The sequence below is a fragment of the Dactylosporangium sp. NPDC051541 genome, from assembly GCF_044454505.1.
Lineage (GTDB): Bacteria > Actinomycetota > Actinomycetes > Mycobacteriales > Micromonosporaceae > Dactylosporangium.
The window spans coordinates 117,080-142,485 of sequence record NZ_JBITDU010000010.1 but is presented as its reverse complement, the minus strand read 5'-3'; the positions used below and the strand labels follow the sequence as shown (position 1 = coordinate 142,485).

Annotated in this window: 24 protein-coding genes; 9 read left to right on the top strand and 15 right to left on the bottom strand. The window is 73.6% G+C overall.

Going from position 1 to position 25,406, the window contains the following annotated elements:
* Positions 1 to 8: 8 nt before the first annotated feature.
* Complete coding sequence (gene eccCa, locus ACIA8L_RS37110; RefSeq protein ID WP_395911964.1) at positions 9 to 3,935, bottom strand: type VII secretion protein EccCa; 3,927 nt, start codon at positions 3,933 to 3,935, stop codon at positions 9 to 11.
* Positions 3,936 to 4,111: 176 nt separating this feature from the next.
* On the opposite strand from eccCa, the gene eccD reads away from it, so the two are divergent.
* The 6 genes from eccD to ACIA8L_RS37080 all read left to right on the top strand — a co-directional run bounded on the left by eccD (position 4,112) and on the right by ACIA8L_RS37080 (position 10,714).
* Positions 4,112 to 5,503 (top strand): type VII secretion integral membrane protein EccD, encoded by a 1,392-nt coding sequence (gene eccD / locus ACIA8L_RS37105; RefSeq protein ID WP_395911962.1) that lies wholly within the window; start codon positions 4,112 to 4,114, stop codon positions 5,501 to 5,503.
* On the top strand, positions 5,500 to 6,759 hold the full coding sequence (locus tag ACIA8L_RS37100; RefSeq protein ID WP_395911961.1) for a S8 family serine peptidase: 1,260 nt from the start codon (positions 5,500 to 5,502) through the stop codon (positions 6,757 to 6,759). Before eccD ends, ACIA8L_RS37100 begins: the two co-directional genes overlap by 4 nt.
* A 268-nt stretch (positions 6,760 to 7,027) precedes the next feature.
* The gene (locus ACIA8L_RS37095) at positions 7,028 to 7,948 is read left to right on the top strand and encodes a hypothetical protein (RefSeq protein ID WP_395911960.1); all 921 of its coding nucleotides are present in this window, start codon (positions 7,028 to 7,030) and stop codon (positions 7,946 to 7,948) included.
* Positions 7,945 to 8,460: a hypothetical protein gene (locus ACIA8L_RS37090; RefSeq protein WP_395911959.1), complete on the top strand. Its 516-nt coding sequence runs from the start codon at positions 7,945 to 7,947 to the stop codon at positions 8,458 to 8,460. The genes ACIA8L_RS37095 and ACIA8L_RS37090 overlap by 4 nt, the downstream gene beginning before the upstream one ends.
* Entirely contained in the window at positions 8,457 to 9,737 is a 1,281-nt protein-coding gene (locus ACIA8L_RS37085) for a ThiF family adenylyltransferase (protein ID WP_395911957.1), read from the top strand. Before ACIA8L_RS37090 ends, ACIA8L_RS37085 begins: the two co-directional genes overlap by 4 nt.
* A 95-nt stretch (positions 9,738 to 9,832) precedes the next feature.
* Complete coding sequence (locus ACIA8L_RS37080) at positions 9,833 to 10,714, top strand: hypothetical protein (protein WP_395911955.1); 882 nt, start codon at positions 9,833 to 9,835, stop codon at positions 10,712 to 10,714.
* Here ACIA8L_RS37080 and ACIA8L_RS37075 read toward each other — a convergent pair.
* The 4 genes from ACIA8L_RS37075 to ACIA8L_RS37060 all read right to left on the bottom strand — a co-directional run bounded on the left by ACIA8L_RS37075 (position 10,701) and on the right by ACIA8L_RS37060 (position 14,911).
* Positions 10,701 to 11,771 carry a DUF3616 domain-containing protein gene (locus ACIA8L_RS37075; RefSeq protein ID WP_395911953.1) on the bottom strand — a complete coding sequence of 357 codons (1,071 nt, stop codon included), beginning with the start codon at positions 11,769 to 11,771 and terminating at the stop codon, positions 10,701 to 10,703. The two genes, ACIA8L_RS37080 and ACIA8L_RS37075, sit on opposite strands and share 14 nt — an antisense overlap.
* Positions 11,772 to 11,775: 4 nt before the next feature.
* Positions 11,776 to 12,639: an ion transporter gene (locus ACIA8L_RS37070; protein WP_395911951.1), complete on the bottom strand. Its 864-nt coding sequence runs from the start codon at positions 12,637 to 12,639 to the stop codon at positions 11,776 to 11,778.
* Positions 12,640 to 12,710: 71 nt separating this feature from the next.
* Entirely contained in the window at positions 12,711 to 14,276 is a 1,566-nt protein-coding gene (locus ACIA8L_RS37065; protein ID WP_395911949.1) for a pectate lyase, read from the bottom strand.
* A gap of 191 nt (positions 14,277 to 14,467) precedes the next feature.
* Positions 14,468 to 14,911, bottom strand: a complete 444-nt coding sequence (locus ACIA8L_RS37060) for a hypothetical protein (protein WP_395911948.1) — start codon at positions 14,909 to 14,911, stop codon at positions 14,468 to 14,470.
* Between ACIA8L_RS37060 and ACIA8L_RS37055 the strand changes: the two genes are divergently transcribed.
* Genes ACIA8L_RS37055 through ACIA8L_RS37045 form a run of 3 tightly spaced genes read left to right on the top strand, consistent with a single transcriptional unit; the run spans position 14,889 to position 15,841 of the window.
* Positions 14,889 to 15,209, top strand: coding sequence for a phage tail protein (locus ACIA8L_RS37055; protein WP_395911946.1), 321 nt, complete (start codon positions 14,889 to 14,891; stop codon positions 15,207 to 15,209). The two genes, ACIA8L_RS37060 and ACIA8L_RS37055, sit on opposite strands and share 23 nt — an antisense overlap.
* A gap of 5 nt (positions 15,210 to 15,214) precedes the next feature.
* Positions 15,215 to 15,340, top strand: a complete 126-nt coding sequence (locus tag ACIA8L_RS37050; protein ID WP_395911945.1) for a hypothetical protein — start codon at positions 15,215 to 15,217, stop codon at positions 15,338 to 15,340.
* A gap of 9 nt (positions 15,341 to 15,349) precedes the next feature.
* A complete protein-coding gene (locus ACIA8L_RS37045; protein WP_395911943.1) occupies positions 15,350 to 15,841 on the top strand; it encodes a phage tail protein in 492 nt (163 codons plus the stop codon).
* 13 nt (positions 15,842 to 15,854) lie between these two features.
* Here ACIA8L_RS37045 and ACIA8L_RS37040 read toward each other — a convergent pair whose 3' ends face one another.
* The 10 genes from ACIA8L_RS37040 to ACIA8L_RS36995 all read right to left on the bottom strand — a co-directional run bounded on the left by ACIA8L_RS37040 (position 15,855) and on the right by ACIA8L_RS36995 (position 25,404).
* Positions 15,855 to 16,091 (bottom strand): hypothetical protein, encoded by a 237-nt coding sequence (locus tag ACIA8L_RS37040; protein ID WP_395911941.1) that lies wholly within the window; start codon positions 16,089 to 16,091, stop codon positions 15,855 to 15,857.
* 12 nt (positions 16,092 to 16,103) lie between these two features.
* Positions 16,104 to 17,099 carry a hypothetical protein gene (locus ACIA8L_RS37035; RefSeq protein WP_395911939.1) on the bottom strand — a complete coding sequence of 332 codons (996 nt, stop codon included), beginning with the start codon at positions 17,097 to 17,099 and terminating at the stop codon, positions 16,104 to 16,106.
* Between the two features lie 239 nt (positions 17,100 to 17,338).
* Complete coding sequence (locus ACIA8L_RS37030; RefSeq protein WP_395911938.1) at positions 17,339 to 17,512, bottom strand: hypothetical protein; 174 nt, start codon at positions 17,510 to 17,512, stop codon at positions 17,339 to 17,341.
* Positions 17,513 to 17,577: 65 nt separating this feature from the next.
* On the bottom strand, positions 17,578 to 18,261 hold the full coding sequence (locus tag ACIA8L_RS37025; protein ID WP_395911936.1) for a GPP34 family phosphoprotein: 684 nt from the start codon (positions 18,259 to 18,261) through the stop codon (positions 17,578 to 17,580).
* A gap of 32 nt (positions 18,262 to 18,293) precedes the next feature.
* On the bottom strand, positions 18,294 to 19,556 hold the full coding sequence (locus ACIA8L_RS37020) for a sensor histidine kinase (RefSeq protein ID WP_395911935.1): 1,263 nt from the start codon (positions 19,554 to 19,556) through the stop codon (positions 18,294 to 18,296).
* Positions 19,553 to 20,224 carry a response regulator transcription factor gene (locus ACIA8L_RS37015; RefSeq protein ID WP_395911934.1) on the bottom strand — a complete coding sequence of 224 codons (672 nt, stop codon included), beginning with the start codon at positions 20,222 to 20,224 and terminating at the stop codon, positions 19,553 to 19,555. Before ACIA8L_RS37015 ends, ACIA8L_RS37020 begins: the two co-directional genes overlap by 4 nt.
* Before the next feature lie 18 nt (positions 20,225 to 20,242).
* Complete coding sequence (locus tag ACIA8L_RS37010; protein WP_395911932.1) at positions 20,243 to 21,523, bottom strand: cation:proton antiporter; 1,281 nt, start codon at positions 21,521 to 21,523, stop codon at positions 20,243 to 20,245.
* Positions 21,520 to 22,851, bottom strand: coding sequence for a cytochrome P450 (locus ACIA8L_RS37005; protein WP_395911930.1), 1,332 nt, complete (start codon positions 22,849 to 22,851; stop codon positions 21,520 to 21,522). Before ACIA8L_RS37005 ends, ACIA8L_RS37010 begins: the two co-directional genes overlap by 4 nt.
* The gene (locus ACIA8L_RS37000) at positions 22,848 to 23,873 is read right to left on the bottom strand and encodes an alpha-hydroxy acid oxidase (protein ID WP_395911928.1); all 1,026 of its coding nucleotides are present in this window, start codon (positions 23,871 to 23,873) and stop codon (positions 22,848 to 22,850) included. The genes ACIA8L_RS37005 and ACIA8L_RS37000 overlap by 4 nt, the downstream gene beginning before the upstream one ends.
* Complete coding sequence (locus tag ACIA8L_RS36995; protein ID WP_395911927.1) at positions 23,863 to 25,404, bottom strand: NAD(P)-binding domain-containing protein; 1,542 nt, start codon at positions 25,402 to 25,404, stop codon at positions 23,863 to 23,865. The genes ACIA8L_RS37000 and ACIA8L_RS36995 overlap by 11 nt, the downstream gene beginning before the upstream one ends.
* Positions 25,405 to 25,406 lie beyond the last annotated feature (2 nt).

Genomic DNA, 25,406 nt, shown 5'->3' with positions numbered 1-25,406 from the left:
AACTTTGATCAAACCGTTTCCGGGCGAGCGTCCAAACGCGCCATTTGCACCGGTACTGTCCCGAACTTGCGATGCACCAGGGTCCCCCGGCCCGGAGGCAACGTCGCGGGCCGGACGCCGAACATCGGCGCCTCGTCGCGCGGCGCGCTCATCACGACGGCCGGGAAGCTGAGCTCGCGCATCGCACCCAGGAACGGGTCCATCAGGGCCCGGGAGGCACCACCGGCGCGGCGCGCGACGTACGGGTACATGCCGATGTCGCGGGCCTGGGACAGGAACGGCAGCAGCGGCACGAACGGGTTGGGGCCCGAGGTGATCAGCTCGTAGTCGTCGATGAGCAGGTAGATGTCGGGCCCGGTCCACCAGCTGCGGTTGCGCAGCTGCTGCGGCGTCACGTCGGGCCCCGGCAGCCGCCGGGTGAACCCGGTGACCAGCCCGGCGACGAGGTCCTCGGCCTGGGCCTGGTTGGCCGCGTAGCCGAGCATCGACTCACCGTCGAACTCGCCGAGCATGCCGCGGCGGTAGTCGAACAGGATGACCTTGGCCTGCTGCGCCGGGAACGCCTCCACGACCTGCCGGCCGACCGCCCGCAGCGTGGAGGTCTTGCCGCACTCGGCGTCGCCGAGCAGGACCAGGCCGGGCTCGCGCCAGTCGAACTCGACCGGGCGCAGCCGCCGCCCCTCCAGCCCCAGCACGATGCCCTGCTCCCGGGACTCCTTCGGCAGGTCGGCGAACTCGACCAGCGACGGCAGCAGCCGGACCCGGGGCGCGGCCGGCCCGTCCCAGTAGTCGGTGACGGCCTGCACCAGCCCGCCCACGCCGGTGGACAGGTCGTCGACCTGGCGACGACGGTCGATCCGCGGTACCGCCGCCAGAAACTGCATCTTGTCGGCGCTCACGCCGCGGCCCGGGCGGTCGCCGGGCACGGCCAGCTGGGCCTTGCGGTCGATCTCGGAGTCGAGGGCGTCGCCGAGCTTGAGCTCCAGTTTGGTGCCGATCAGGTCGCGCAGGCCGAAGCGCAGGTCGAGCCAGCGGTTGGCGGTCATGATCAGGTGCACGCCGTAGGTCAGCGACCGGGCGGCCAGGCTGACCAGGGCCGTCTCCAGGTCCTCGTAGTCCTGCCGCAGCACCGACCAGTTGTCGACGATGAGGAAGACGTCGCCGTAGCGGTCCTCGCCGCCACCGCCGGACTCGCGCAGCCGCCGGTAGTCGGCCATCGTGTCCACGCCGAGCTCGCGGAAGCGCCGCTCGCGGTCCTCGATGACCGAGGTGACCTCGGCGACGATCCGGCGGACGGTCTCGGCGTCCTGGCGGCCGGCGACCCCGCCCATGTGCGGCAGGCCGGACAGGCCGAACAGCGTCCCGGAGAAGTCCAGGGCGTAGAACTGCACCTCGCCCGGGGTGTGCCGCAGCGACAGGGCACAGATCAGCGTGCGCAGCAGCGTCGACTTGCCCGAGCGCGGGCCACCGGCGATGCCGACGTGCCCGCCGGCACCGGCCAGGTCCACCCACAGCGGGTCGCGGCGCTGGTGGAACGGCCGGTCGACGATGCCGACCGGGACCCGCAGCGGCTCGGTCAGCGGGTCGGCGCCGAACCCGCGGCCGGGCCGGACCCGCAGCTGCGGCAGCAGCATGTCGAGGGTGTCGGGGCTGGCCAGCGGCGGCAGCCAGACACGGTGGGCGGGGGTGCCCTGGCCGGTCAGCTGGCCGACCATCGTCGAGAGGATCGTCGGGCCGCCGCTCTCCACCTCGGCCAGGTTGACCGTCTGCGTCGTGTCGTCCGGGTCCGGGGCGGGCCAGGCCGAGCCCGGCTCGGCCGGGGACTCCGGGGCCGCCTGGTACTCGGCCCGGAACGGCCGCACCTCCAGCCCGCCGCCCAGCAGCTGGTCACCGACCTGCTCCTGGGTGCCGTAGGGGCCGGACACGTAGGCCGCCCGGAACCGGCGCAGGCTGGCGCTCTCGCCCCGCATGTAGCCGTGGCCGGGGGCGCTGGGCAGGCTGTAGGCGTCGGGCACGCCCAGGACCGTGCGGCTCTCCTGCTCGGTGAACGTGCGCAGGCACACACGGTACGACAAATTGGCTTCGAGGCCTCGCAGGCGGCCCTCGTCCAGGCGCTGCGAGGCCAGCAGCAGATGCAGACCGAGGGAACGGCCGAGCCGGCCGATCTGGGCGAACAGGTCGGCGAAGTCCGGTTTCTGCGACAGCAGCTCGGAGAACTCGTCGACGACGATGAACAGGCTCGGCAGCGGCGGCAGGTCGGCGCCGCGCTGGCGGGCCCGGTCGTAGTCGCGGATCGAGACCAGGTTGCCGGCCGCGCGCAGGATCTCCTGGCGCCGGTTCATCTCGCCGGACAGCGCCTCCTGCATGCGGTCGACCATCGTGAGGTCGTCCTGCAGGTTGGTGATGACGGCGGCGACGTGCGGCAGCCCGGACATGCCGGCGAACGTCGCACCGCCCTTGAAGTCGACCAGCACCAGGTTGAGCTGGTCGGGCGGGTGCGTCGAGGCCAGTGCCAGCACCAGCGTGCGCAGCAGCTCCGACTTGCCCGAGCCGGTGGCCCCGATGACCAGGCCGTGCGGGCCCATGCCGTCGTAGGCCGACTCCTTGATGTCCAGCTCCAGGACCCCGCCGTCGGCGGCGATGCCGAGCGGGGCGCGCAGCCGGTCCCGCAGCGGTCGCGGCGCCCACAGCGCGGCCAGGTCGAGCTCGCCGGGGTCGGTCACGCCGAGCAGCCCGGGCAGCGTCTGGTCGACCGTCGCCAGGTCCTCGGCCTGCGCGGTGACCACGTCGAGGCGGAACTCGGCGATCTGCTCGGCCAGGGCCGCGGCCACCGCCGGGTGCAGCGCGTCCGGCCGGCCCAGCGCGGTCAGCGTCGCGCCGACCCGGGTGTCGACCCGCCCGTCGGCGACGACCAGCTCCACGCCGTGCCCGCGGACCAGCTCGGCCGTGCGACCGTCGAGGTCGATGACGGTCGCGGCCTGCAGGCCGTCGGGGTTGAGCAGCAGCTCCTGGCCGGTGGTCAGGCCGCCGTCCAGGATGACCAGCAGGTGCGGCAGGTCGGGGTCGACGGCCGCGTGCCGGTTGAACCCGGCCCGGTTGGCGAGGTCGTCGTCGAGCCACTCCTCCAGGGCGGCCAGGGACGGGTTGACCAGCCGGACCGGACCGGCGTGGTCGACCTCGGTGCGGTGCTGGGCGTGCGGCAGCCACTTCACCCAGGACCAGCCGGACGCCTCGGCGTCACCGGTGCACACGACGACCCGCAGGTCGCCGGGGGCGTGCCAGGTCACGGCCTGCGCGACCAGCCCGCGGGCCAGGGCGCGGGCCTCGTCGCGGTCACCGGACAGGGCGATCGCGGCGTAGCGCCGCAGCGACAGCTGCACCGGCAGCTCGGGGACGGCCGAGTGGCTCGCGATGAACCGCCGCAGTGCCAGGGCGCACAGCGGGTCGAGGTCCTCCACCGGCCCGGACTCGCCGGGGACGAGCCGGGTGGCGAGATACTGGGTGCCGACGCCGAGGCGCAGCCACCCGTAGTCGCCGTCGGTCGCCCGCCGCTCCCACAGCCGGGCCCCGGCCGCGGCCGTCCACAGCTGGTCAGGTGCCGGCGCCACCCACTCGGCGGCCTCCCGCTGCGCGTCGACGGTGCGCCGCACGCGTTCCCGCATCCGGTCCAGGTAGCGCAGGTAGTCGCGGCGGTTGTTCTCGGCGTCGGCGCGCTGGGTGGCCCGGGCCCGCAGCAGCGAGCCGGCCACCATCGCCAGGGACGAGAACAGGAAGAACGAGCCGGCCACGTAGGTGATCGGGTTGCCGGGGGCGGCGAAGAGGTACGCGACCGAGCCGAGCCCGGACAGCGCGGGCAGGGCGGTGAGCCACACGTTGCCGGTGTCCGCCTTGGTCAGCTCCGGCGGCGGCTGGAGGAGGACCTCCCCCTCGGGCACGCTCGGCCGCGGTACCCGGGGCGGGCGCCGGAAAGCGGTCGTGGGCAACTTGACACCCCCGTGTCACGTACAGTGACCGTCGATACGGTCCGCTGGCAAGCTTCGATCGATGAAGCTACCCTACGGTCGATTGCCACACGGCATTCGAGCAGGCCGCGATCGCCGGCGGGGGAGCGATGACTCGGAGTATTGCCGTGCCGCCGAAGGCGGACACGGGTCACGGCGGCGCGTTCTGCCGCATCCGGCTGGCCGCGCCCGGCGTGCAGGTCGACCTGGCCGTGCCGTCCGCGGTCACCCTGGCCCGGCTGCTGCCGATGCTGCTGCGCCAGGCCGGCCAGGCCGAGCACGACGCCGCCGGCTGGGTCCTGTCCACGGCCGACGCCCAGCGCCTCGACCCGCACACCACGCTGTCCGACGCCGGGGTCCCCGAGGGCGGCCTGCTGGTCCTGCACCGCGCGGCCGAGCGCACCGCGCCACCCGTCTACGACGACGTGGTCGAGCTCATCGCCGAGGGCGGGGTCCGCCGCCCGTGGGCCACCCGCGAGCTGCGCCTGGCCTGCGCGGCCCTGGTCACCGTGGCCCTGCTCGGCAGCCTCGGGGCCCTGGCCGCGGCCGGTGGCGTCCTGCCGGGCGCCCTCGCCGGCGGGGTCGCGGCGCTGCTGCTGGCGATCGCCTGGGCGATGTCGCGGGCCGCCGACGACCAGCCCGCCGCCACCCTCGCCGCCGCGCTGGCCGCGCCCGCCGCCGCCCTCTGCGCGGCCGAGCTCCTCGGCGGCGGCTGGGGCCGCGGCCACCTGCTCATCGCCGGCGCCGCCGTCCTGCTCGTGGCGGCCGTCTCCCCGGCCGTGGCCGGCGGTGGCGACCACGTGTTCGCCGCCCTCGGCATCATCGGGGTGTCCGCGGCCCTGGGCGCCGTCATCGCCATCCTGGCCGGGACCCGCGCCGCGGCCGCCGCGGCCGTCGTCGCCCCCCTCGCCCTGGCCGCCATCACGATGCTGCCGACCCTTGCCCTGCGCTCGGCCCGGCTGCCCCGCCAGCCCCTCCCCCGCACCGCCGAGGACCTCAGCCAGGTCCCGGGCCGCCTCGACCTCGAACGCACCACGCAGCAGGTGGCGCGGGCCCGGCAGCTGCTGTCCGGCCTGCTGGCCGGCTGTCAGGCGGTCATCGCCGCCGGTGCGCTCGTCCTGGCCGCCGACCCGTCGCTGTGGTCGCGTCTGCTGGCCGGGGTCCTCGCCCTGCTGGCGCTGCTGCGCGGCCGGCTGTTCCGCGAGCGCGAACAGGTCGCGGCCTCCGTCCTGGCCGTCGCCTTCATGCTCCTGGCCGGCGCGGGCATCCTCGTCGTCAAGTTCAGCGGCCACGCCGTGGTCCTCGTCGGCATCCTCGCCCCCGCGCTCGCCGCGATCGCGGTGCTGGCCGCGGTCATCGGCGGCCTGTCGGGGCGGCGGCGGGCCACCCCGCGCCTGGCCCGCGGACTGGACGTGCTCGAGACGACCCTCATGCTGTCCGTCGTGCCCCTGGCGCTGGCGGTGTGGGACGTCTACCGGACGCTGATGGACCTGCGGGCGTGAAGCTCCTCATCGGCCTGCTGACGGCCGCGCTGCTCGGCCCGGTCCCGGCGCAGGCCCCCGCGGCCCGGGCCCCGGCACCGTGCCGCAACCCGCCGGCTCCGGGCCAGCCGCTGCCCGACGGCGCCCCCCGCGACCCGATGATCGCCCGGCTCGGCCTCGAACGCGCCTGGGAGCTCGCCACCGGCGCCGGGATCACCGTGGCGGTCGTGGACTCCGGCGTGGACGGCAACCAGCCGAAGCTGCGCGGCGCCCTCGCGGCCGGCTTCGACTTCGTGGCCTCCCAGACCCCGCCGGGCTGGCAACGGGTCGCCGGTGGCCTGGGCGACTGTGGTGACAACGGAGCATCGCACGGTACCGCCGTAGCCGCGCTCATCGCCGCCCGGGCCAACGACGACGACCGTGTCGTCGGCGTGGCCCCCGGCGCCACCGTCGCCCCCGTCCGTTTCGTCGACGGCATCGACAACGCGGCCCCGGAGATGATCGCCAACGCCATCCGCACCGGCGCCGAGCTGGGCCAGGTCCTCAACCTGTCGTTCGCGGTCCCGGTCGACCGCCCGGTGATCCGCGACGCCGTGCAATACGCGCTGAGCCGCAACGTCGTCGTGGTCGCCGCGGCCGGCAACGAGTCGTCCGGCGGCGACGAGAAGTTCTACCCCGCCGCCTACCCGGGCGTCCTGGCCGTCGCCGCCCTGAAGCAGGACGGCACCCCCCTGGCCCAGTCCAACCGCGGCGACTGGGTCGGCATCGCCGCGCCGGGCGAGGGCCTCACCGCCCCCGTCTCCGGCGGCGGCTACGCCGGCGTGAGCGGCACCAGCTTCGCCACCGCCCTGGTCTCCGGCGTGGCCGCCCTGGTCCGCTCCCGTTACCCGGCCATGCCCGCCGCCGACGTCGTCAAACGCCTGACCGCCACCGCCGTCCCCCTGGGCGCCGCCCACGACGACCGCGTCGGCGCCGGCATCGTCGACCCGTTCGGCGCCCTGACCGTCCTCGGCCCCGCCCTCCCCGCCCCGTCGGCCTCCGGCGCCCCGGCCCCGGCCGCGGGCCGCGTGCGCGTCCTGCCCCTCCCGGACACGGGCGGCGGCGTCGCCGAACGCTGGGGCTCCCTGCTCGGCATCGTCGGCATCCTGATCCTGGCCGCCGTCCTGGCCTATCTGGGCCGCCTGGCCTGGCGCGCCGCCCGCCACCGCCGCACCCGCCCACACCCGGGCCGCCCGACCGACGACCCCCTCGACCCACCGGACATCAGCCTCGCCTGACGCGGGCCGCGGATTCGGCCGCGCGGGCCGGTCCCCGGCCGCTGGTCGGCCGGGGGCCGCGCTGGATGCCGGAACTCGGACTCTCTCGGGACCGCAGCCGCCCGAGTCCCGGCCGAGCACAGCTTCGCCGGGCGGCGTTGTGGAAACGTTGGGAATTTGTTGCACCCCAGGCCGGTGCGGGCGCGGGTGATCCAAAACGTGCCACGGGTTGGGGAAGCCTCTAGGCTGGGGGTCCGCCGCTGGAGTTCGGTCCTCCCCGAGGTGACGTGTGGACGTTGACACCGCGTTCGACCGGTTCGACTCGGTCATCACGCCGTCGGCCGCGCAGCGGCGGGTCGCGGCGGGGCGGGTCGCGCGGTTCACCGCGATGCTCGAGGCGCTTGGGCACGGTGTCGAGGTGCTGAGCTCGGACGCCGGGTTCATCGTCGTCTACCCGGCGGAGGCGGCGCCGGGGCGGGGGTCGGCGGCGGCGCTGCGGCAGGTTCGCAACGCGGTCGCGGAGCAGCTCGAAGCACACTTCGGGCGGTCGCCGGGCTGGACGACGACGTTGCGGGACGGGGTCGTGCGGTGTTCGATCGACAGCGCGGGTGCGGCGAAGGGGTTCTCGGTCGACGTGATGCCCGCGGTCCGGGACGGGTCGCGGCTGCGGGTGCCCGGCCGGCGTGGCGACGGGTGGCGAGACATCGATCCGCAGGAGCGGCGGGCCGGGGAGTGGGAGCACTACCCGGCGATGGTACGGCTGCTGCGGTACTGGGGCCGCGACAGCGTCGCCCCGCTCACCATGGAGCTCCTCGCCCGGCGGTGCCTGCCGGTGCACGCGAGCCGGACCGCGGCCCTCAAGCGGTTCTTCACCGCGGCCGCCGCCACGGGCGAGGTCGAGCCGGGTGTCCGCGACCGGTTCCGGGTCCAGGCCGACCTGGCCGCCACCGCCGAGGCCTGGGCGCGGTCGGGGCACCCGGACGGGCCCGACATCGCCGTGCACTTCCTGCGTCTGATGGTCGGCCCGCAGTTCCCGAAGCCGGCCCGGGACTGGAGCGACGTCGGCGTCGGCGGCGACGCCGGGCCACGGCCCCGGGCGGCGGCGGCCGGTGGGGTCTCGCTGCGCAACCCCGACGGGCACCGGGCCGCCCTGCCGGCCGCGTTCGTGGCCGCCCCGGCGGCGCCCCGGGCCGAGGACCCGGCCGGATGACCGCGGCGCCGATCACCTGGTGGCAGGACGACGAGCAGCGGCTCCTGGCCGAGTGTGTCGCGCTCGCCGCGGCCGCGCCCGACCTGCGCTGGGAGCCGAAGGGGCCAGGCTACTGGCGGGGCGCGGTGCCGCTGTGGCCCTTCGACCGGCCGCAGCCAGAGGGGCTGCCGGCCCTCGTCGGCGGCCGCCCGCTCGAGGTGGCCGTCCTGTGCCGGCCGCCGCACCCGATGGTCCCGCCGATCGTCGTGCCCTATTCGGTCACGCCGCCGACCCGGGCGCTCGGCTACGCCAGCTGGCACCTGCTGCCCAGCGGCGCGCTGTGCCTCGTGCGGGGCACCGCCTGGTGGGATCCGCAGCGGCTGATCGCGAGCCTGGTGCCGAAGATCAGCGGCTGGTACATCGAGTTCCAGCTCATGATGGCCGGGCTCCTGGACGAGATGCCGGCCCGCGGCGTCGACCGCGACGACGGGCTCGACGCCCTCATCGACCGGGCCCGGGAGCCCGCCCGTTGACCGACTCCGCGATCGTCCTCATCACGAGCGGGTCGGCCGCCCGGATCACCGCGTCCGAGCAGCTGTGGGGCCGCACCACCGTGGCCACCGACGGGCCGGGCGGCATCATCGGCGTGGTCGGGACGTCCAACGCGCACGGGCCGATGGTATTCGACGAGCCCGCCGCCGAGCAGCACCCGATCGCGTCCGCGGCCGAGCGCCGGCCCGGGGTGTGGGCCGTCACCCACGCCGACGTGCACGAGGTGCTCCACAAGCGCCTGGCCCGCATCCAGGGCCGCGTCCCGATCGAGGGTTTCCAGCGGCGGTGCATCCCCGCGGTCCCCGACGACCAGCTCCGCTCCGACGGCTGCGTCGTGGTCACCCGGGCCCCGCAGGCCACCCTCGAGTGGGCCGTGTGGCGGCTGGAGGGCGGGTTCGCGGCGCCGGTGGACTTCGAGCGGCTCGCGCCGGCCGATGCCGACCCGATCCGGGACCTCGGCGCCCACTGGCCGGTCGGCGACCTCGACCGGCGGGTCGTGCTCGTCGGGGCCGGCAGCATCGGCAGCGCCGCCGCGCACGCCCTGGCCCGCTACGGCGTCCGCGACCTGGTCCTGGTCGACTCCGACCGGCTCCGCTCGCACAACGTCGTGCGGCACCAGTGCGGTCGCGAGGACATCGGCCGGCACAAGGTCGACGCCGTCCGCGACGCGCTCGTGCGGCGCTGGCCGGGCCTGCGGGTCGAGGCGCTGCGCCGGGACGTGATCGCCGCCGCCGACGACATGCGTCCGCTGTTCGGCGGGGCCGCCCTCGTGCTGTGCGCCGCCGACGGTGTCGCCGCCCGCCGCACCGTCAACCATCTCGCCCGCCGGGCCGGGCGCACCGCCGTGTTCGCGTGCGTCCTGCGCGACGGTGCCGTCGGTGAGGTGCTGCGCACCCGGCCCTGGCCCGGCGCCGGGTGCCTGCTGTGCGTGCGGGCCATGCTCGTCGAGCACGGCGCCGTCGACCCGGAGCCGGCCCTCGACGCCGGCTACGGCCGCGGCGACTCGCACCGGCCGATGACCGCCGTCGGCTCCGACCTGGCGCTGGTCGGCGAGTTCGCGGCCAAGACGGCCGTGGCGACGCTGCTGGAGGAGGCCGGCCACTACGAGCACGTCTTGCGGCGCGACTGGGCCCTGATCGGCCTGCGGCTGGACCGGACCGCGCCGGAGCCCTTCGACCTGTACCCCGGCCAGGTCCACTGGCGGCCGGAGACCGGCGGCCCGATCCCGTCCCGGCCCACGTGTCCCACCTGCGCATAACCGGATCCGATTCACGAGGGCGGCGGAAAATACATAACTGTCGGTAGCTCGTCCGGTCGCGCACCGGGACCCCGCGGCGGTTCTAGGTTCACGGTATGGCTGGGCCGAAGAAGCGGAGCTCGACGACGCGCAAAGTGGTGTGGGGCGCGGTCGGCTACCTGGTCACCACGCTCGGGACGCTGCTGACCGACTACCTGACGAAGCTGGACATCAGCCCGCTGCTGGGCTCGGTCCTGGCCACCGCGGTCGGGCTGGTGCTGGTCGTCGCCGGTGTGCTCGTCGACGCGGGCAAGGAGGGCGAGCAGGAGCGGGTCCCGGCCACCGCCGGCTATCCGCAGCCCTACTACGAACCGTATCGGCCGTATCAGCACGGTCAGCCGCATCACGACGGGCAGACGTATCAAGGCGGCACCTACCAGCCGGTGGCCCGGCGGCCGCGGCGTGGCACCGCGAGCGTCGCCGGGGTGCTCGCGCTCGTGCTGGTGTTCTGCGGTGGCGGCGGGTTCGCGGTCGCGTACGGGGCGCAGGCCGCCGGGCAGCGGGCCATCCGGTGGCTCGACGAGCAGGGCAAGCCGGACTGGGAGAAGAAGACCGAGGACCCGGGGCGGGAGCGCATCGCCAAGGCCGCATCCCGGACCGAGGGCGCGCTGACCGTCACCGTCACGTCGGTGCGGGTCAACACCGAGGTCGTGATGGTGACGATCACCGCCAAGAACACCGGCGCCGACTCGCTCAACCTGCCGGTCTTCAACAACGCCCAGCTCAACGTGGTCGGGGCGGACACGCTCAACGCCGACCCGGCGTCGAGCACGTTCAGCGGCACCGTCGCCGCGAAAGGTCAGGCGAGCGGCACCGTCACGTTCGACGGCGCCCTCCCGGCCGGCGCGACCAAGGCCACGCTCTCGTTCGCGCACGTGCAGGGCAGCCTCAAGGGGCCGAACAGCATCTCGGTCGACATCCCGCTCACGGCATCTTGATCAGATCGGCGAGCACGGCGCCGTCGTCGGTGAGGCGGGACGGGGCCGGGCTGTCGTAGACGACCAGGAGGCGGTGGCTGCCGGGCGGGCCGACGAGCGTGATGCCCTCCGCGTGGTCGTCGCCGTCGCCGAACGGCAGGTCGAGCTCGCGGCTCAGGTCGCCGGCCCGGATCACCTGCGGGGCGGCGGCGTGCGCGGCGTGGTGCCAGCGGTACAGCCGGACCGGCCCGTCCAGGCTCATCGACGGGCCGGCCAGCAGGAGCAGGTCGTCGCCGTCCGGACACATGTCCCGGATGCCCAGGCCATCAAGGGCCAGGACGTGTTTGCGGTACTGCAACCCGTCGTCGAACGGCCGCAGGCGTAGACGCTGCGGGTCGTCGGGGTCCGTGTAGGGGCGCAGCTCCAGGACGAATGCCCAGCCACGCAGGACCGGGCCGCGCAGGCCGAGGTACACGCGGTCGCCGTGCACGGCGATGCCCTCGACATCGAGGCCGTTGTCCTTGCCGGGGATGGCCAGGAACGGGGCCAGGTGCGGGTCGTCCGCCAGCAGCGCGCGGAGGTTGCCGGCGCCGCTGAGCACCGCCGCGTGCTCGGTGCGGCCGTTGTGCCGCACCGACGGTACCGGCGAAGGAAACCCATCGACCTCGGCGATCGGCAGGCGGACGAGCACCTGCCGGTTGTCCTGGCCCTCGACCCGCGCCAGGCGCTTGAGGGGCTTGGGGCCGGCGTGGTGCGGTTTGATCTGCTTGCGGCGCAGGCTGTGCGAGCCGACCGCCCACAGGAACGCCCCGGACCGGGCCAGGCCCTCGATGTCGGCCTCCTCGTCGGCGTCGGCGCCGGGCAGCGGCACGAAGTCGGCGAGCCGGAAGGTGGTCTCGTCGGTGTAACGCCCGGGGTCGCGCTCGTCGTCGCTCACGAGGCGCTCGATGGTCGCGGTCTCGTCACCGGCGACCCACAGGACCCGTCCGTCGGCGCGGACCGCCGAGAGGTTCGTGTGCGTCGTCGCGGCCCGCGAGCGCTCCCCGAGGTACAACCGAATCGTCTTGGCTCTTGTCACCCACTCATCGTGACACCGCCGCGACATCGGGTTGCTCACTTAGGGCCGGTCCCCGATGCGGCGCCGCCTCCAGCACTTCCTGTTCGAGGTCGTCGAGGGCCTTGCGCAGCGCCGCCAGCCGCTGCTCGAGACCGGCGCGGGCCGGCGGTGCGGGCTCCTTCTCGGCCTCGTGCGCCTCCTGCAGGGCGTTGAGCACGACACCGACGAGCAGGTTGGTGAGCAGGTACGACGCGGTGATCATGTAGGACAGGTAGAAGAGGATGCCCCACTCGGTGACCTCCCGGCCGGCCTGCAGCGTGTCGGTGATCCCGTCCAGCGACAGCAGCAGAAACAGCGTCAGCATCGCCTGCCCGACCGTGCCGTACTGCTCCGGGTAGGCGGCCCCGAACATCATCCAGCCGACCATCGCGTACCCGTACAGGACCAGCAGCGTGATGAGCAGGAAACTACCCAGACCGGGCAGGCTGCGCCGGATCCCGACGAGGATGACGCGCAGGCTCGGGAACAGCCGGAACGCGCGCACGATCCGGGCCAGGCGCAGCAGCCGGAGCAGGGTCACGTTCTCGCGCACGCCGGGGACCAGCGGGGCCAGGATGATGGCGAGATCGAAGAGGTTCCAGCCATCCTTGAAAAAGCCGCGGGGGTACGGCAGATACGCGCAGAAACGCACCAGCAACTCGACCGAGAAGCAGGTCAGGAACACGTACTCGAGCACATGGAACGCGGAGCCGGCCGAGTCGACGACGCCGTGGTACGTCTCCAGGCCCAGCGTCATCGCGTTGAGCACGATGACGGTGAACGATGCCGCGTTGAACCACGACTTGCCGACGAGCGCGCGGCCGGCGGCTCCCACCCGATCCAGACTCACAGGCGGCGAGCCTACACACGACCGCCCGGTGGCCTTGATCGGCCACCGGGCGGCTGGGCGGGGTGTGGGGGTCAGGCGTAGGTTTCGAACTCCGCGATCTGCGGGGTGCCGCTCGCGCCGGTGATCTCGAACGTGACCTTCTTCAGCGAGGTCTTCGTGAACGAGATCGTGCCCGCGCCGGAGCCGGAGGCCAGGACCGCGCCGGTGTCGGCGTTGAGGACCCGGTAGCTGCCGATGCGGCCGGTCGCACCCGAGGACTCCCGGATGGTGATCCGCGAGATCGAGGTGGCGGCGCTCCACTTGACGGAGATCGAGCCGGTGGTGCCGTTCGGCGACCAGTAGGTGCTCGTGCTGCCGTCGATGACGTTGCCGTAGCTGGTGCCGCTGGCCTTGCTGGAGCCGTCCGCGCCGGCGCCGATGCTCAGGTTGGTGCCGCTGCCCTGGGTCGGGGTCGGGCTGGCGGTCCGGCTCGGCGTCGGGCTGGCGGAGGTCGGCCGGGGCGAGGAGGTGGTCGGGCCGCCGGTCGGGCTGGTCGGGGTGCAGCTGCCGTTGGAGACCTGCAGGCCCTTCCCGGCGCCGGCGGTGCTGGCCAGGACGCTGGGGACGCAGCTGGCCGGGTCGAGGGAGTAGGAGTAGGGCACGCTGATGGTCGTGTTCGACGTGACGTTCGGGCCGGCCGGGTGGTTCTCGGTGCCCGGTGCGGTCCAGGTGACGTTGTCGAAGATGTTGCCGCTGACCTGCCAGGAGCCCATCAGGTCGGTGTAGAACGTGCCGAGGACGTCGGCGGAGTTCTTGAAGTAGTTGTTGTCGACCTTGGCCTTGCCGCCGTCGCGAGGGTTGATGCCGGACTTGGTCAGGCCCAGGTAGTAGTTGTTGTAGATGTGGGCCGTGGCCGCCCGCAGCAGCGGCGTGCGGGAGTCGATGTTCTCGTAGATGTTGTGGTGGAACGTGACCGGGCCGTTGCCCGTGTCGCTGTCGCTGGAGCCGATGAGCCCGCCGCGGCCGGAGTTGCGCAGCGTGTTGTAGGAGACCGTGACGTACTTCGTGCCGGCCTTCATATCGATCAGCGAGTCGTAGCCCTCATCCTCGCCGCCCGACGCGTACAGCGTGTTGTGGTCGACCCACACGTTGCTGACGTCGCTCTCCATGCCGATGGCGTCGCCGCCGTTGGAGGTCGGCGAGCCGGACTTCTTCACGTTCCGGACCGTGACGTTCTGGATGATGATGTTCTTCGCCTCGCGGATGTGGATCCCGATCTGGTCGAAGATGGCCCCGCTGCCCACGCCGATGATCGTGATGTTGCTGATCTGCTTGAGCTCGATCACCCCGGCCGCGGTGTTGCAGCTGCCGGAGACCTTGGCCGTGTTCCCGACCGTGATGGTGCCCGACACCTGGATCGTGAGCGGGGTGGTGTCGGTGGCCCGGCTGCAAATGGCCTGGTGGATGGCGGTGCCCGTGCTTGCCGTGACCACCGCCCCGCCGGCACCGCCCGTGGTACCGCCGTTCTGCGTTGCGTAGCCGGTGACCCCGCCGGTCGCGGCGGCCGCCTCGGGCATCGCCTGCAACGCGACGAACCCGACACCGACCGCGCCCGCGGTCAGCACCGGCAGAAGCCGCCATGCGACTGCTCGCCTCATCTCGCCTCACCTTCGTCTGCAAACGCTTGGGGTGACCCCGGCTCCGGCTGTTGGCGGCAGCGGATCGAGGAAAGCGCTTTCCTTCGCCGGAGCATAGGAGTCAGTCGATCGCGAAGCAAGGTGTCAGGGTGATTTGCGGCATTTTCAGCATGTAAATTTCACTACCGGAGCGGAGTTGCTGCAAACGTTTGTCATGGCTCCTGCCTTACCGATCGCGCGGCCGCGCCGGCGATCACGAGGGCCAGACCGACGAGGATCATCCGGGTGAGCGCCGAACCGGTCACCGGGAGCGTCGTCGCCGGACCGGACGGCGTGGCCGGCGCGGCCGCCGGAGCGACCGTGAGCTCCAGCTTGAGGGCGTGGGTGGCGCCGCCGGGGTCGGTGCCGAGGGCCACGAACGAGTGCTCCCCCACCGGCAGGTCGGCCGGGACCGTGACCGGCACCGAGAACTCGCCGTTGCCGTCGGCCGTCACCGTGGTCAGGACGGCCGGGGCCGAGTACACGGTGATGGCGACCGTCGAGTAGGGCGCGAAGCCGGTGCCGGAGATGGTCAGCCGCTGGCCGATCGCGATCGTGCTGATCGGGCCCTGGTCGGTGACGAGGGTCAGGTTCGTGGCCGGGCGGCTGCCGCCCATCTCCGGCAACGAGGCGCTGTTCAATCTGGTCGGCACCACCTACGGCAGCGACGGGCAGAGCACGTTCGGCGTCCCCCACCTGCGCGGCCGCACCCCCATGCACATGGACACCGGGCCCGGCCTCACCCCACGCACGATCGGGCAGGCCGGCGGCGCGGAGACGGTCACGCTCACGGTCAGCGGCCTCCCGGCGCACACCCACCAGCCGGCCGCGGCGAGTGGGCCGGCACCGCCGACAGCCCGGCCGGCGCCGTCTGGGCCGCGATGCCCGACGCGCCCTACGCGGCGAGTCCGGTGAGCCGGGTGCCGATGCACGGCGCCGCGCTGTCCCCGGCCGGTGGCAGCCAGACGCACGAGAACCGCCCGCCGTTCCTCGCCGTGCGGTTCATCATGGCGCTGAACGGCATCTATCCCCCGCCGCCGCCCTAGGAGCACCGCATGAGTGACGCCTACCTGGGCGAGATCCGCCTGCTCACCGCCAACTACGCGCCCAACGGCTGGGCGCTGTGCAACGGCCAGCTGCTGGCCATCGCCCAGAACCAGGCCCTGTTCGCGATCCTCGGCACCACGTACGGCGGCGACGGTGTGACCACCTTCGCCCTGCCGGACCTGCGCTGCCGCCTGCCGGTCCACTTCGGACAGTCCTATGTGTCCGGGCAGCGCGGCGGCACCGAGACGGTGACCCTGACCGCCGCGCAGATGCCGGCCCACACGCACGTACCGCGGGCCGCCGCCACCGGCACCCAGAACGCCCCGACCGGCAACGTGTGGGCCCCGCTCACCGGCGGCTACGCGGCGAGCGCCGACACGACCCTGGCCGCGGTGTGCGTGGCGAGCGCCGGCGGCGGCCAGCCGCACGACAACCTGCCGCCGTACCTGACGCTGACCTTCATCGTCGCCCTGACCGGCATCTTCCCGCCGCGCCCGTAACGCGGTGGGCCGCCTACGGCTCCTGGGCCTCGGGCTCGCCGGCCGGTCCGTCCCGGCCGCCCTCGGGCTCCGGCGCGGGGTCCGGCGGCGCCGTCTCGGCCCGCAGGGCGCGCACACGGTCGCGCAGGATGGCGGTCACCGTCTCGGGGGTGGCCCCGGCGGCGAGAGCCGCGTCCCGCAGCGCGCGCAGCTCCGACTCGATCAGCCGGGCCAGGTGTTCGCGCTGCTCCGGCGACAGCTCGTTCGTCATGTGCCATGCAGGCTACTCCGCGGGCGGGCCGAGGATGTCCAGGACGGCACCGGCGATGCGCGCGATGACGGCCGCGTCGGCCAGCAGGGCGGTGACCTGCTCGTCCGGTGCGGGCCCGCGGCCCGGGATGCGATCGATGGCTTCGGTACCCGTACCACCCGCGAAGACCCGCCCGACCACGGTCCGCACGGCGTCGGCGGGGCTCTCCCCCCGGCCCAGGCGGCCCTCGATCGCGCGGACCGCCTCGCCGGCCAGGGCCCGCAGGTGGGCGTCGTCGCGCTCGTGCGCGTCGGCCAGGGGCAGGGCGTCGTCCTCGATGCCGGCGGCCGGGTGCTGCGCTGCTGTCACGGGGGCCTGCTTCCTGCCGAGCGGCCGCTCGACGAAGTTCGCGTACCAGACCGCGCTCTGCCGCATCGCCCGCAGCACGGTCTCCACGTCCCGGCCGACGAGCGCCTCGCCGGCCGTGCGGTCGCCGGTGACCGCCAGCCGCAGGCCGGTCCACGCGGCGAGGGGCCACAGCCCGGCCCCGGCGGTCGCGGGGACCCCGACCCAGACGAGCAGCTCGACGGCGAGGCGGGTGAGCCAGGGGTCGTCGCCGAGGGCCCGGCCCAGCCACTGCGGCAGCCGCGGCCGCTGCAGCGCGCCGCGGGCGCCCCGGCGGCGGCGGTGGGCGTCGACGGTGGCGGCGGTGATCCGCCGGGCGATCCAGCCCTCCAGGTTGCGAATCGGCACCTTGGCGTTGTGGAGCAGGTCGTCCAGGACGGCCTCGACGTCGTCCTGGAAGCGGTCCAGGCACTCCGGGCGCAGGCCCCGCACCGAGGCCGCGCACGCAGGGTGGCGGCGGCGCAGTTCCAGGCCGCGGGTGTGCCGCTCGAAGACGACCGGCCACACGATGTCATAGGCGCCGGCGGTGAGCCGGGCCCGCTGACCGACGTCAATGTCATAGGCCCGGACCGCCAGATCGCCGTGCCGGGCCAGGTCGCGCACCAGATCCGCCGAACCGGTCACCGGTCGTTCCTTCCGCACGGGATGTGACGCTCAGCGTGCCCCAGCACACCCGCGACGGAAAAGGCCACCCGGGCAAAGATCCCACCTCGGGAAGGCAAGCAGAGGCGATCGGCTTTCCGCGCTCCACCGCTCGGCGGGCGGCCCGGCTGATCGGACATCCGGCGGCAGCCATTCACGGCCGAATTCCGTGAATGATTTCACCGACGCCGATGTCTTACCTTTTCGGCGCGGGCCGCGGCTCAGCGATCGTCCCGGCGCAGCGCGCCCAGGCGGTCCCGCACGATCGCCCGGACCTCGTCCGGGGTGGCCCCGGCCGCGAGGGCGGCGGCCCGGGCGGCGATGAGCTCGGCACAGAACAGGTGCAGCAGCCGCCGGCGCACGTCCGGATCGAGTCGGTCCCCTGCGCGTGTCAACCGTGCCTCCCGCCGTCGCTGCCCGCCCTGTACTGACGGACAGCGATGGCGGCGGCCGGCGGGCCTCAGGCCCGGGCGTTGCCCAGCGCCGTCTGGATGGCCTTGACCAGCACCGCGACGACCAGGGCGACGGACGGGCGGATCGAGGACTCCTCCATGCTGACCGTGCCGGTGAAGCCGGCGTGGTCGCTGATCTTCCGCAGCTGCTCGTGGGCGGTGGCCGCCTCGGCCCCGGACAGGCCCAGGGCCGGCTCCATCCGGACCGCGGCGACCAGCGTCGCCAGGGCCGCGGTGCGCTCGTCGAGCTGGTCGTCGCCGATCAGGGCCCGGCGCAGCCGCTCGCGGACGTCGGCCTCGACGGAGGGGTCGATCGTCGGATACCGGTGCAGGTGGATGAAGCCGTCGGCGGTCGTCTCGTCCACGTCACAGATGATGTTGCGGGCGCACAGGTCGGCCAGGACCCGGTCGCGCAGGCCGTGCCGGAGCCGCTGCAGCCACGAGTCGGGCGTGTGCGGGCTGTCGGCCGCCATCCGGCCCAGGACCTCGTCCTCGATCGGCTCACCGGTCGGGTCGGCCTTGGTCACCACCAGCGAACCCCCGACGTAGGCGATCCGCCCGGCCAGCGCCAGCTCGACCAGCACGGCGGCGACCATGCCGAGGTCGAGCCCGATGTGCGACCCGGAGGCCCGCCCCGACTCGTTGTCGTAGGCGAGCAGGAGCAATTCCTCGGCCAACGCTACTGAACCCATGCCCCGGGACGTTAGCGCGTGCGCGCCATTGGTCAAGTCCCCCGGCCAGCCGGGGCGGGGTCACCCCGGCGGTGCCAGCGGGGACGCGCGATGCGCACCTCCTCACGCAGTGTCAGCAATGGGATGCAGAAGGTGAAGACGGCTCCGGAGCCGTGGGGGCTTCGGGCCGTGATCGTGCCGCCGTGGCCGGTCACGACCTCCTGGAGGAGGGCCAGGCCGAGGCCGTGGCGGCGGTCGCCGGCGCCCGGGCCGCGGTGGAAGCGGTCGAAGATGCGGCCGGCGTCGGCCGGGTCGAAGCCGGCGCCGGTGTCCTGGACGACGACCTCGGCCTGGTCGCCGCGGCGGGCGACGGTCACCGCGATGCGGCCGCCGGGCGGCAGGTGGGTCAGGGCGTTGGCCAGGAGCTCGCTGAAGACCCGGCGCAGGGCCGACTCGATGCCGGCGACCAGCAGCGGGCCGCCGGGCGTGGTCAGGGTGATCGTGCGGCCGCGCTCGGCGGCCAGGTCGGACTCGGCGGCGACGGCGTCGGTGGCCAGGGCGACCAGGTCGACCGGTTCGACCTCGGGGCGGGCGTCGGCGGCCAGGCGGGCCGAGAGGAGCAGCTCGTCGACGATCTCACCGAGGCGGCGGGTGGAGGCGACGAGCCGGGCCAGGTCGCGCCCGCCGGTGCCGCGGCGGGCCAGGAGCTGGGCCCGGGTGTGGACCTGGGCGATCGGGGTGCGCAGCTCGTGGCTGGCGTCGGCGACGAAGCGGCGCTGGCGGGCCAGGGCCTCGACAAGCGGGGCGACGGCGTGCCGGCCGACCAGGACGCCGGTCAGGACGGCGGCGAGGAGGCCGACGAGAGCGGCCAGGGTGAACGCGTACAGCAGGTGCCGGCGGTCGGAGAGCTGGAAGCGGGCGTCGAACACGACCTGCACGACGGTGTCGCCGCGGCGTTCGGTGTGGACGTAGTAGCGGGTGCCGTCGCGGGTCAGGCGGGAGTCGTGGGGGTGGCCGGTGGCGGCGACCAGTTCGGCGTCGGCGCGCACCGGCAGGCCGGGTGGCGGCGGAGTGTTCGAGCCGAGGAAGGAGCCGTGGGAGTACCAGAAGACCCAGGAACACGCGGGCGGCCCGGGCACGGTGCCGTTGGCCGCGCCCCATGCCAGTTCGCTCTTGATCTGGGCTTCCTGCCCGCGGACCAGGACCGCGTAGGAGATGCCGCCGGCCAGGGCCAGCAGTGCGGTGATGACCAGCCCGACGCCGACGCCGAGGTGCCGGCGGGCCCGGCGGACGAGGGCCTCCTCGGGGGTGTTCACAGCACCCCGAGCCGGTAGCCGAGGCCGTGGACGGTGCGCACGATCGGGCGGCCGAGCTTGCGGCGCAGGTAGTAGACGTAGGTGTCGACGATGGAGGCGGCCGCGGCCTCGTCGAAGACCAGCCGGCGCAGCTGCGAGCGGGAGTGCACCGCGCTCGGGCGGGCGGCGAGGACGCGCAGCAGTTCGAACTCGCGGGCCGACAGGGCGACCCGGGTGCCGTCGGGCCGCACGGCGTCGCGGGCGACGAGGTCGAGCCGCCCGGCGCCGACCCGCAGCGCCTCGTTCGGGGCCGGGACGCGCCGGACCAGGGCCCGGACGCGGGCCGTGAACTCGTCCAGGTCGAAGGGCTTGACCAGGTAGTCGTCGGCGCCGGCGTCGAGCCCGGCGATGCGGTCGCCGACGGTGCCCAGGGCCGTGAGCATGAGCGCGCGGGCCGGCACCGAGCACGACCGCAGCCGCATGACCAGGGCGAGGCCGTCGAGGGCGGGCAGCAGGCGGTCGATCACCATGACGTCGTAGCGCCGGGTCAGGCCGAGGTGGAGGCCCCGCTGACCGTCGTGCGCCCGGTCGACGACGTAGCCCTCGTCGACCAGCGTCTCGGTCACCATCTCGCTGAGCTCCTCGTCGTCCTCGACGACCAGGAGCCGCGGGGCTTCCACCTCACGCACACCATGACAATGGCACTGTTATGGGGCAACGGGAGAGTGATCGATGTCTCTATGTTGAACGCTTGCGGAATCGACGCTCTTCGTCTCCCGGCGATCGATCCACGTCAGCAGCGGCGTCGTCATGATCGTGGTGACCAGCGCGACGAGCACCAGGACGGTGAACAGCGCCGGGCCGACGATCCCGGCCTCCAGGCCCACGTTGAGGGCGATGAGCTGCATCAACCCGCGGGCGTTCATGAGCGCGCCGACGCGCAGGGCCACGACGTTCGGCTCGCCGCGAACCCGGGCCGCGGCCCAGCAGGCGCCGAACTTCCCGGCGATCGCGAGGACCACGCAGGCGACCGCGAACAGCAGCACGGCCGGGTCGGAGAGCAGACCGAACTCGGTGCGCAGCCCGGAGAACGTGAAAAACAGTGGAAGGAACACGATGGACGCGATCGGGGTCAGGGTGTCGACGACCTTGTCGGTGCGCTCGTTGTGCGGCATGACCACGCCGGCCGCGAAGGCGCCGAAGACGGCGTAGAGGCCGATCTCGTCGGTGTACCAGGCGACCACGAACAGCAGCGCGACCAGGCCCAGGAGCCGGCCACGGTCGCCGATGCGGTCGTTGTTCATCAGCGTGTTGGCGGCGCGGCGGCCACCGAGCCAGAGGACGGCGATGAAGAGGATCGCCCCGCCGACGGTGATGATCGCCCCGCCCGGCTTGCCGGAGGAGACCGCCAGCACGACCGCCAGCATGATCCAGGCGGCCATGTCGTCGATGGCGCCGGCGGCCAGGGAGAGCGAGCCGTGCCGGGTCCCGTCGATGCCGCGCTCGGTGATGATCCGGGCCAGCATCGGGAACGCGGTGATGGCCAGGGCGACGCCGACGAACGCGGCCGTGATCGCGACCGACGTGCCCTCCTTGCGCACCGGGGCAAGGCCGTCGGTGCAAAACACCAGCAGCGCGCCGAGCGCGAGGGGCGCGCTCACCCCGGCTATGGACACCGCACCGGCGGTCCCGGCCAGGCGGGTCGGGCGGTGCCCGGCGAAGGAGTACCCGGCCTGGAACATGAACAGCACCAGGCCGATCTGACCGACGACGTACAGCACCGGCAGCAGTGGCGCCGGGAACAGCCAGTGCTCGACGTCCGGCAGCAGCAGCCCCAGCAGCGACGGGCCGAGCAGCACGCCGGCGAGCATCTCGCTGACCACGGGTGGCTGCCCGGCCTTGCCCAGCAGCCAGGAGACGCCCTTGGAGAAGATCAGGATGACGGCCACGGCGATGAAGAACGCCGGTGCGAGCTCGGTGGGTTTCACGGTCGTACCTCCTCGAAGAAGGTGGAGCACAGGCGAGCCCGGCGGGCATCGACCACCATGTAGGTGCCGAGCACGAGCTGGACGACGGACCGCCCGGCCCCGGCCCACCGGTCGCGCAGCGCCTGGGCGGCCAGCCGGAGCCGGCCCGGGGCGGGCGCACCGGCGGGGGTCAGGTAGGCGGGGCCGCGACTGGGCAGTGAGCGGGTGTGGACGGCGGCGGAGCTCAGGCAGTACCGCCGCAGCACTTCTCGGGTTGTCGCACGGAGCATCACGGGGGCGGCTCCGCGGGCCGGGCAGGCGCGGTTGGCCACGACGCCGTAGGGGATGAAGTGCGCGTCGCGCCGGGCCACGCGCAGCCAGCGGTCCGGGTCGAAGGCGTCGTCGGCGGCGGGGCCGGTGCGCTGGAACGCGAGGTAGTTGAAGAGCAGGACCGAGCCGGTCGGGAGGGTCACGCGCTCGTCGACGACGATCGGGGCCGAGGTGATCCGGTGGGCGACGCCGAACAGCGGATGCACCCGCAGGGTCTCGTCGATCGCCCGGTCCAGGGCGGCGTCGTCGTCGGGGTCCGGGGCCTGGTCCGGATGCTGAGCGAGGCTGAGCAGGATGTGGGCCATCGCCTCGGACATCTGCACGACGGCGGTGTTGAAGAATGCGCCCTGCAGATACCAGGCCGTCTCCTGGGCGGTGAACTCGGCCGGCAGCACCACCGGGCAGGTGCCGGCCTCGATGCGGCCGAGCAGGTAGCGGGTGAGCGCGTCGCGGCGGTCCATGTGCCGCAATGCGTTGCCTTTCAGCGCGGTGACGACGTCGTTCGCGTTGCCGACGATCAGGTCGACGGCGTTCGGCTCCGGCGGCTCCCCGAAGACGAGCTCGTGGTACACCTCGGCCCAGATCGGCATCATGAGGTCGCGCAGCCGCACGTGGCTGGTGCGGGCGGGCGGGAGCGTGTCCAGGCGGCGTCGGGTGGCGAGGGTGGCGAGCTCGTCGGAGCGGGCGTGCGGGACGGCGAGGACCTGGCGGGTGGTGCGGGCGACGAGGCGGTACCGCTCCCCCGGCTCGAGGTGCTCCTGGTGCATCTGCGGGCCGGGGGCGAGCCAGTACCAGAACAGGTCGGAGAGCCCGGCGCCGCGGCTGCGGCCGTCGGCGGCGGGGTCGGCGTAGACCCGCTCGAAGTGCTCGGCGCCGACCAGGGGCCCCGGGATCGCGATGCCCTCCTCGCCGTTGACCCGCCGGAAGATCCACTCGCGGAGGCCGACGACGCCGGCCGGGAGCCACCACGGGACCGTGCAACACAGCGCAACCGCAACTGTTCCAGCGATCCACGTCATCGGGTCGCCACCGCGTCCGGGGTGACTTCGGCCGGGGTGCGGAAACCGGCCAGCGCCAGGACCCGGTCGAGGTCCTCGCTCAGCGAGTCCAGGACGAGCCGCACGCCGTCCGCCCCGCCGGCCGCGAGCCCCCACAGGACCGGCCGCCCGACGAGGACGGCGTCGGCGCCCAGGGCCAGCGCGGCCAGGACGTCGGCGCCGCGCCGGATGCCGCCGTCGACCAGGACCGGCAGCCGCCCGCCGACGGCCTTGGCCACCGCGGGCAGCGCGTCGGCGGTGGCGACGGCCCCGTCGAGCTGGCGGCCGCCGTGGTTGGAGACGATCAGGCCGGACACCCCGTGCTCGACCGCGAGCTCGGCGTCGGCCGGGTGGAGCACGCCCTTGAGCACGATCGGCAGCCCGGTGACCCCGCGCAGCCAGTCGATCCCGGCCCAGCCGAGGCCGGCGTCCATCACGATGTCGCGCACGGCACCGGTCGCGTCGCGCAGGTTCTCGCAGCACAGGCCGGGCGGCAGGTCGTGAAACGCGTTGCGGTGGTCGCGTTCGCGCCGGCCGAACACCGGCGAGTCGGCGGTCACCACCAGCGCGCCGCACCCCGCGGCCTCGGCCCGGCGCACGAGGGCGGCGGTGAAGTCGCGGTCGGGCTGCGGGTACAGCTGCAGCCACCACGGTCCGGCGACCGCCGCGATCGCCTCGACCGGCGTGGTCGCGGCCATGCTGACCACGTAGACGGTGCCGGCGGCCGCGGCGCCGCGGGCCGTGGCCAGCTCGCCGTCCGGGTGGGCGAGGCGGTGGAACGCGGTCGGCGCCACCAGGATCGGCGTGCGCAGCCCGGTGCCGAACAGGGTGGTGCCGAGGTACCGCGGGCCGGTGGAACGCAGGACACGTGGAACAAGCCGCAGCCGTTCGAACGCCTCCTCGTTGGCGCGCAGGGTCCGCTCGTCCCCCGCGCCGCCCTCGAAGTAGTCCCAGTGCGCGGGCTCCAGCACCTCGCGGGCCCGGGCCCGCAGATCAGCGAACATCGAGCTGCCGGCTGAGAAACGCGACAAGCGGCCGCACGTGTACTGCCGGTCGGTTCCACTCGTTCTCGAGGTTCTCGGCCAGATGGTGTACCGCCACGACCTCCCGGTCGCGGTACACGCGCACGACGGGGTGCAGGTAGGCCGCGTCGTGCGCCTGCCCCACCGTGTCCTGCGCGATCCGGCTCACGCTGATGTCGAACGGGTCGACGGCGTCGTGGTCGGGCCCGTATTCCAGGGTCGTCACGAACGCGAGGGGCGCCTCGGCGGTGTCCTTGAAGTAGTCGACGGGCACCTCCTCCAGGTAGGTCACCTGCTCGCCGTCGACCGTCACCACGTCGGCCATGACCGCGAACTGCTGCCACAGTGCCGACGTGCGGTTGATCCGGGCGATGATCGCGTCGGCGATCGCCTCCGGCGTGGCCTTCAACGTCGTCGCGGGCCAGGGCGTGTCGTGGTGGCGCGACTCGAGGATCCGGTGCAGCGCCCGCACCCCGTAGCGGAAGCCGTGGATGAACCCGTTCGTCGACTTCTTGAAGTCGCGCTGCTGGGTGAGGGTGCCGGCGAAGTACAGCCCGGGCACGTTCACCGACTCGAACGCCGGGGTCTGAGCCGGGAACCGGTCCTTGATGACCAGCTCCGGCCGGGCGGACGCGTCGAAGATGGACGCGTCGAACCGGAAGCCCGTGCACGCCAGGACGCGGTCGTAGTACAGCTCCTTCTCGACCTCGTTGACGCGCGAGAAGCTGAACGTCACCTTGAAGCGGTCGCCGTCGCGCTCGATGCGTCTGACGTTGCCGTCGAGGATGGCGTTGGAGGACTTCAGCTGGTACGTGTCCAGGAAGTTGTTGTTCACGGCCCGCAGGTGCCCGGCATAGTGCGTGCGCCAGGCCATCTTGACCGAGCTCGGGCCGGCGACGTGGATGACGGCGGTCGTCTCCATGAGCGCGTCCGCGGTCTCGAACGCCGAGTTGCCCTTGCCGATGATGAGGACCCGCTGGTCGAGGAAGTCGCGCGGGTCGACGGCCATGTCGGCGTAGTTGTCGGCGAGCTCGTAGCCGTCGATCGGCGGCTCGTAGGCCTTCGACACTCCGGTCGCCACGATGACGCGGTTGGCGCTGTACGTTTCACCGCCCGCGGCAACGGTAAATGTTTCACCGGCCCGGGCGACGCTGGTGACGCGGGCGTTGTAGCGAACCTTGACCTTGGTGCGCTCGGCGAAGTCGGCCAGGTACTGCACCATCACGTCGGCGGACGGGAAGTACCGCTCGGTGTAGCGCGTGAAGAGCAGCTCCGGGTCGTCGCTGAGGATCGAGTTCCAGTCGACGCGCAGGTTCAGCTCCGCGTCGGCGGTGCCGGTGTGCGGCTTGTTGATCGAGATCAGCGTCCGGTGCCGCGGAAACCGGCTGAAGAACGCGCCCGGACGGTCCGCGCCCTCGAGGACCAGGTAGTCGCGGCGCCCCTCGCGTTCCAGGTGCGCGGCGAGCTGCAGCCCGGCCGGGCCGGCCCCGATGATCAGGTAGTCGAGCGTCACGA

Excerpts from the sequence above, each read along its gene's own strand:
- ACIA8L_RS37060 (WP_395911948.1), bottom strand. The coding sequence starts at position 14,911 with ATGGGCGGCAGCCGCCCGGCCACGAACCTGACCCTCGTCACCGACCAG.
- ACIA8L_RS37080 (WP_395911955.1), top strand. The coding sequence starts at position 9,833 with ATGGCTGGGCCGAAGAAGCGGAGCTCGACGACGCGCAAAGTGGTGTGG.
- ACIA8L_RS37025 (WP_395911936.1), bottom strand. The coding sequence starts at position 18,261 with ATGGGTTCAGTAGCGTTGGCCGAGGAATTGCTCCTGCTCGCCTACGAC.
- ACIA8L_RS37090 (WP_395911959.1), top strand. The coding sequence starts at position 7,945 with ATGACCGCGGCGCCGATCACCTGGTGGCAGGACGACGAGCAGCGGCTC.
- ACIA8L_RS37065 (WP_395911949.1), bottom strand. The coding sequence starts at position 14,276 with ATGAGGCGAGCAGTCGCATGGCGGCTTCTGCCGGTGCTGACCGCGGGC.
- ACIA8L_RS37040 (WP_395911941.1), bottom strand. The coding sequence starts at position 16,091 with ATGACGAACGAGCTGTCGCCGGAGCAGCGCGAACACCTGGCCCGGCTG.
- ACIA8L_RS37000 (WP_395911928.1), bottom strand. The coding sequence starts at position 23,873 with ATGTTCGCTGATCTGCGGGCCCGGGCCCGCGAGGTGCTGGAGCCCGCG.
- ACIA8L_RS37005 (WP_395911930.1), bottom strand. The coding sequence starts at position 22,851 with ATGACGTGGATCGCTGGAACAGTTGCGGTTGCGCTGTGTTGCACGGTC.
- eccD (WP_395911962.1), top strand. The coding sequence starts at position 4,112 with ATGACTCGGAGTATTGCCGTGCCGCCGAAGGCGGACACGGGTCACGGC.
- ACIA8L_RS37045 (WP_395911943.1), top strand. The coding sequence starts at position 15,350 with ATGAGTGACGCCTACCTGGGCGAGATCCGCCTGCTCACCGCCAACTAC.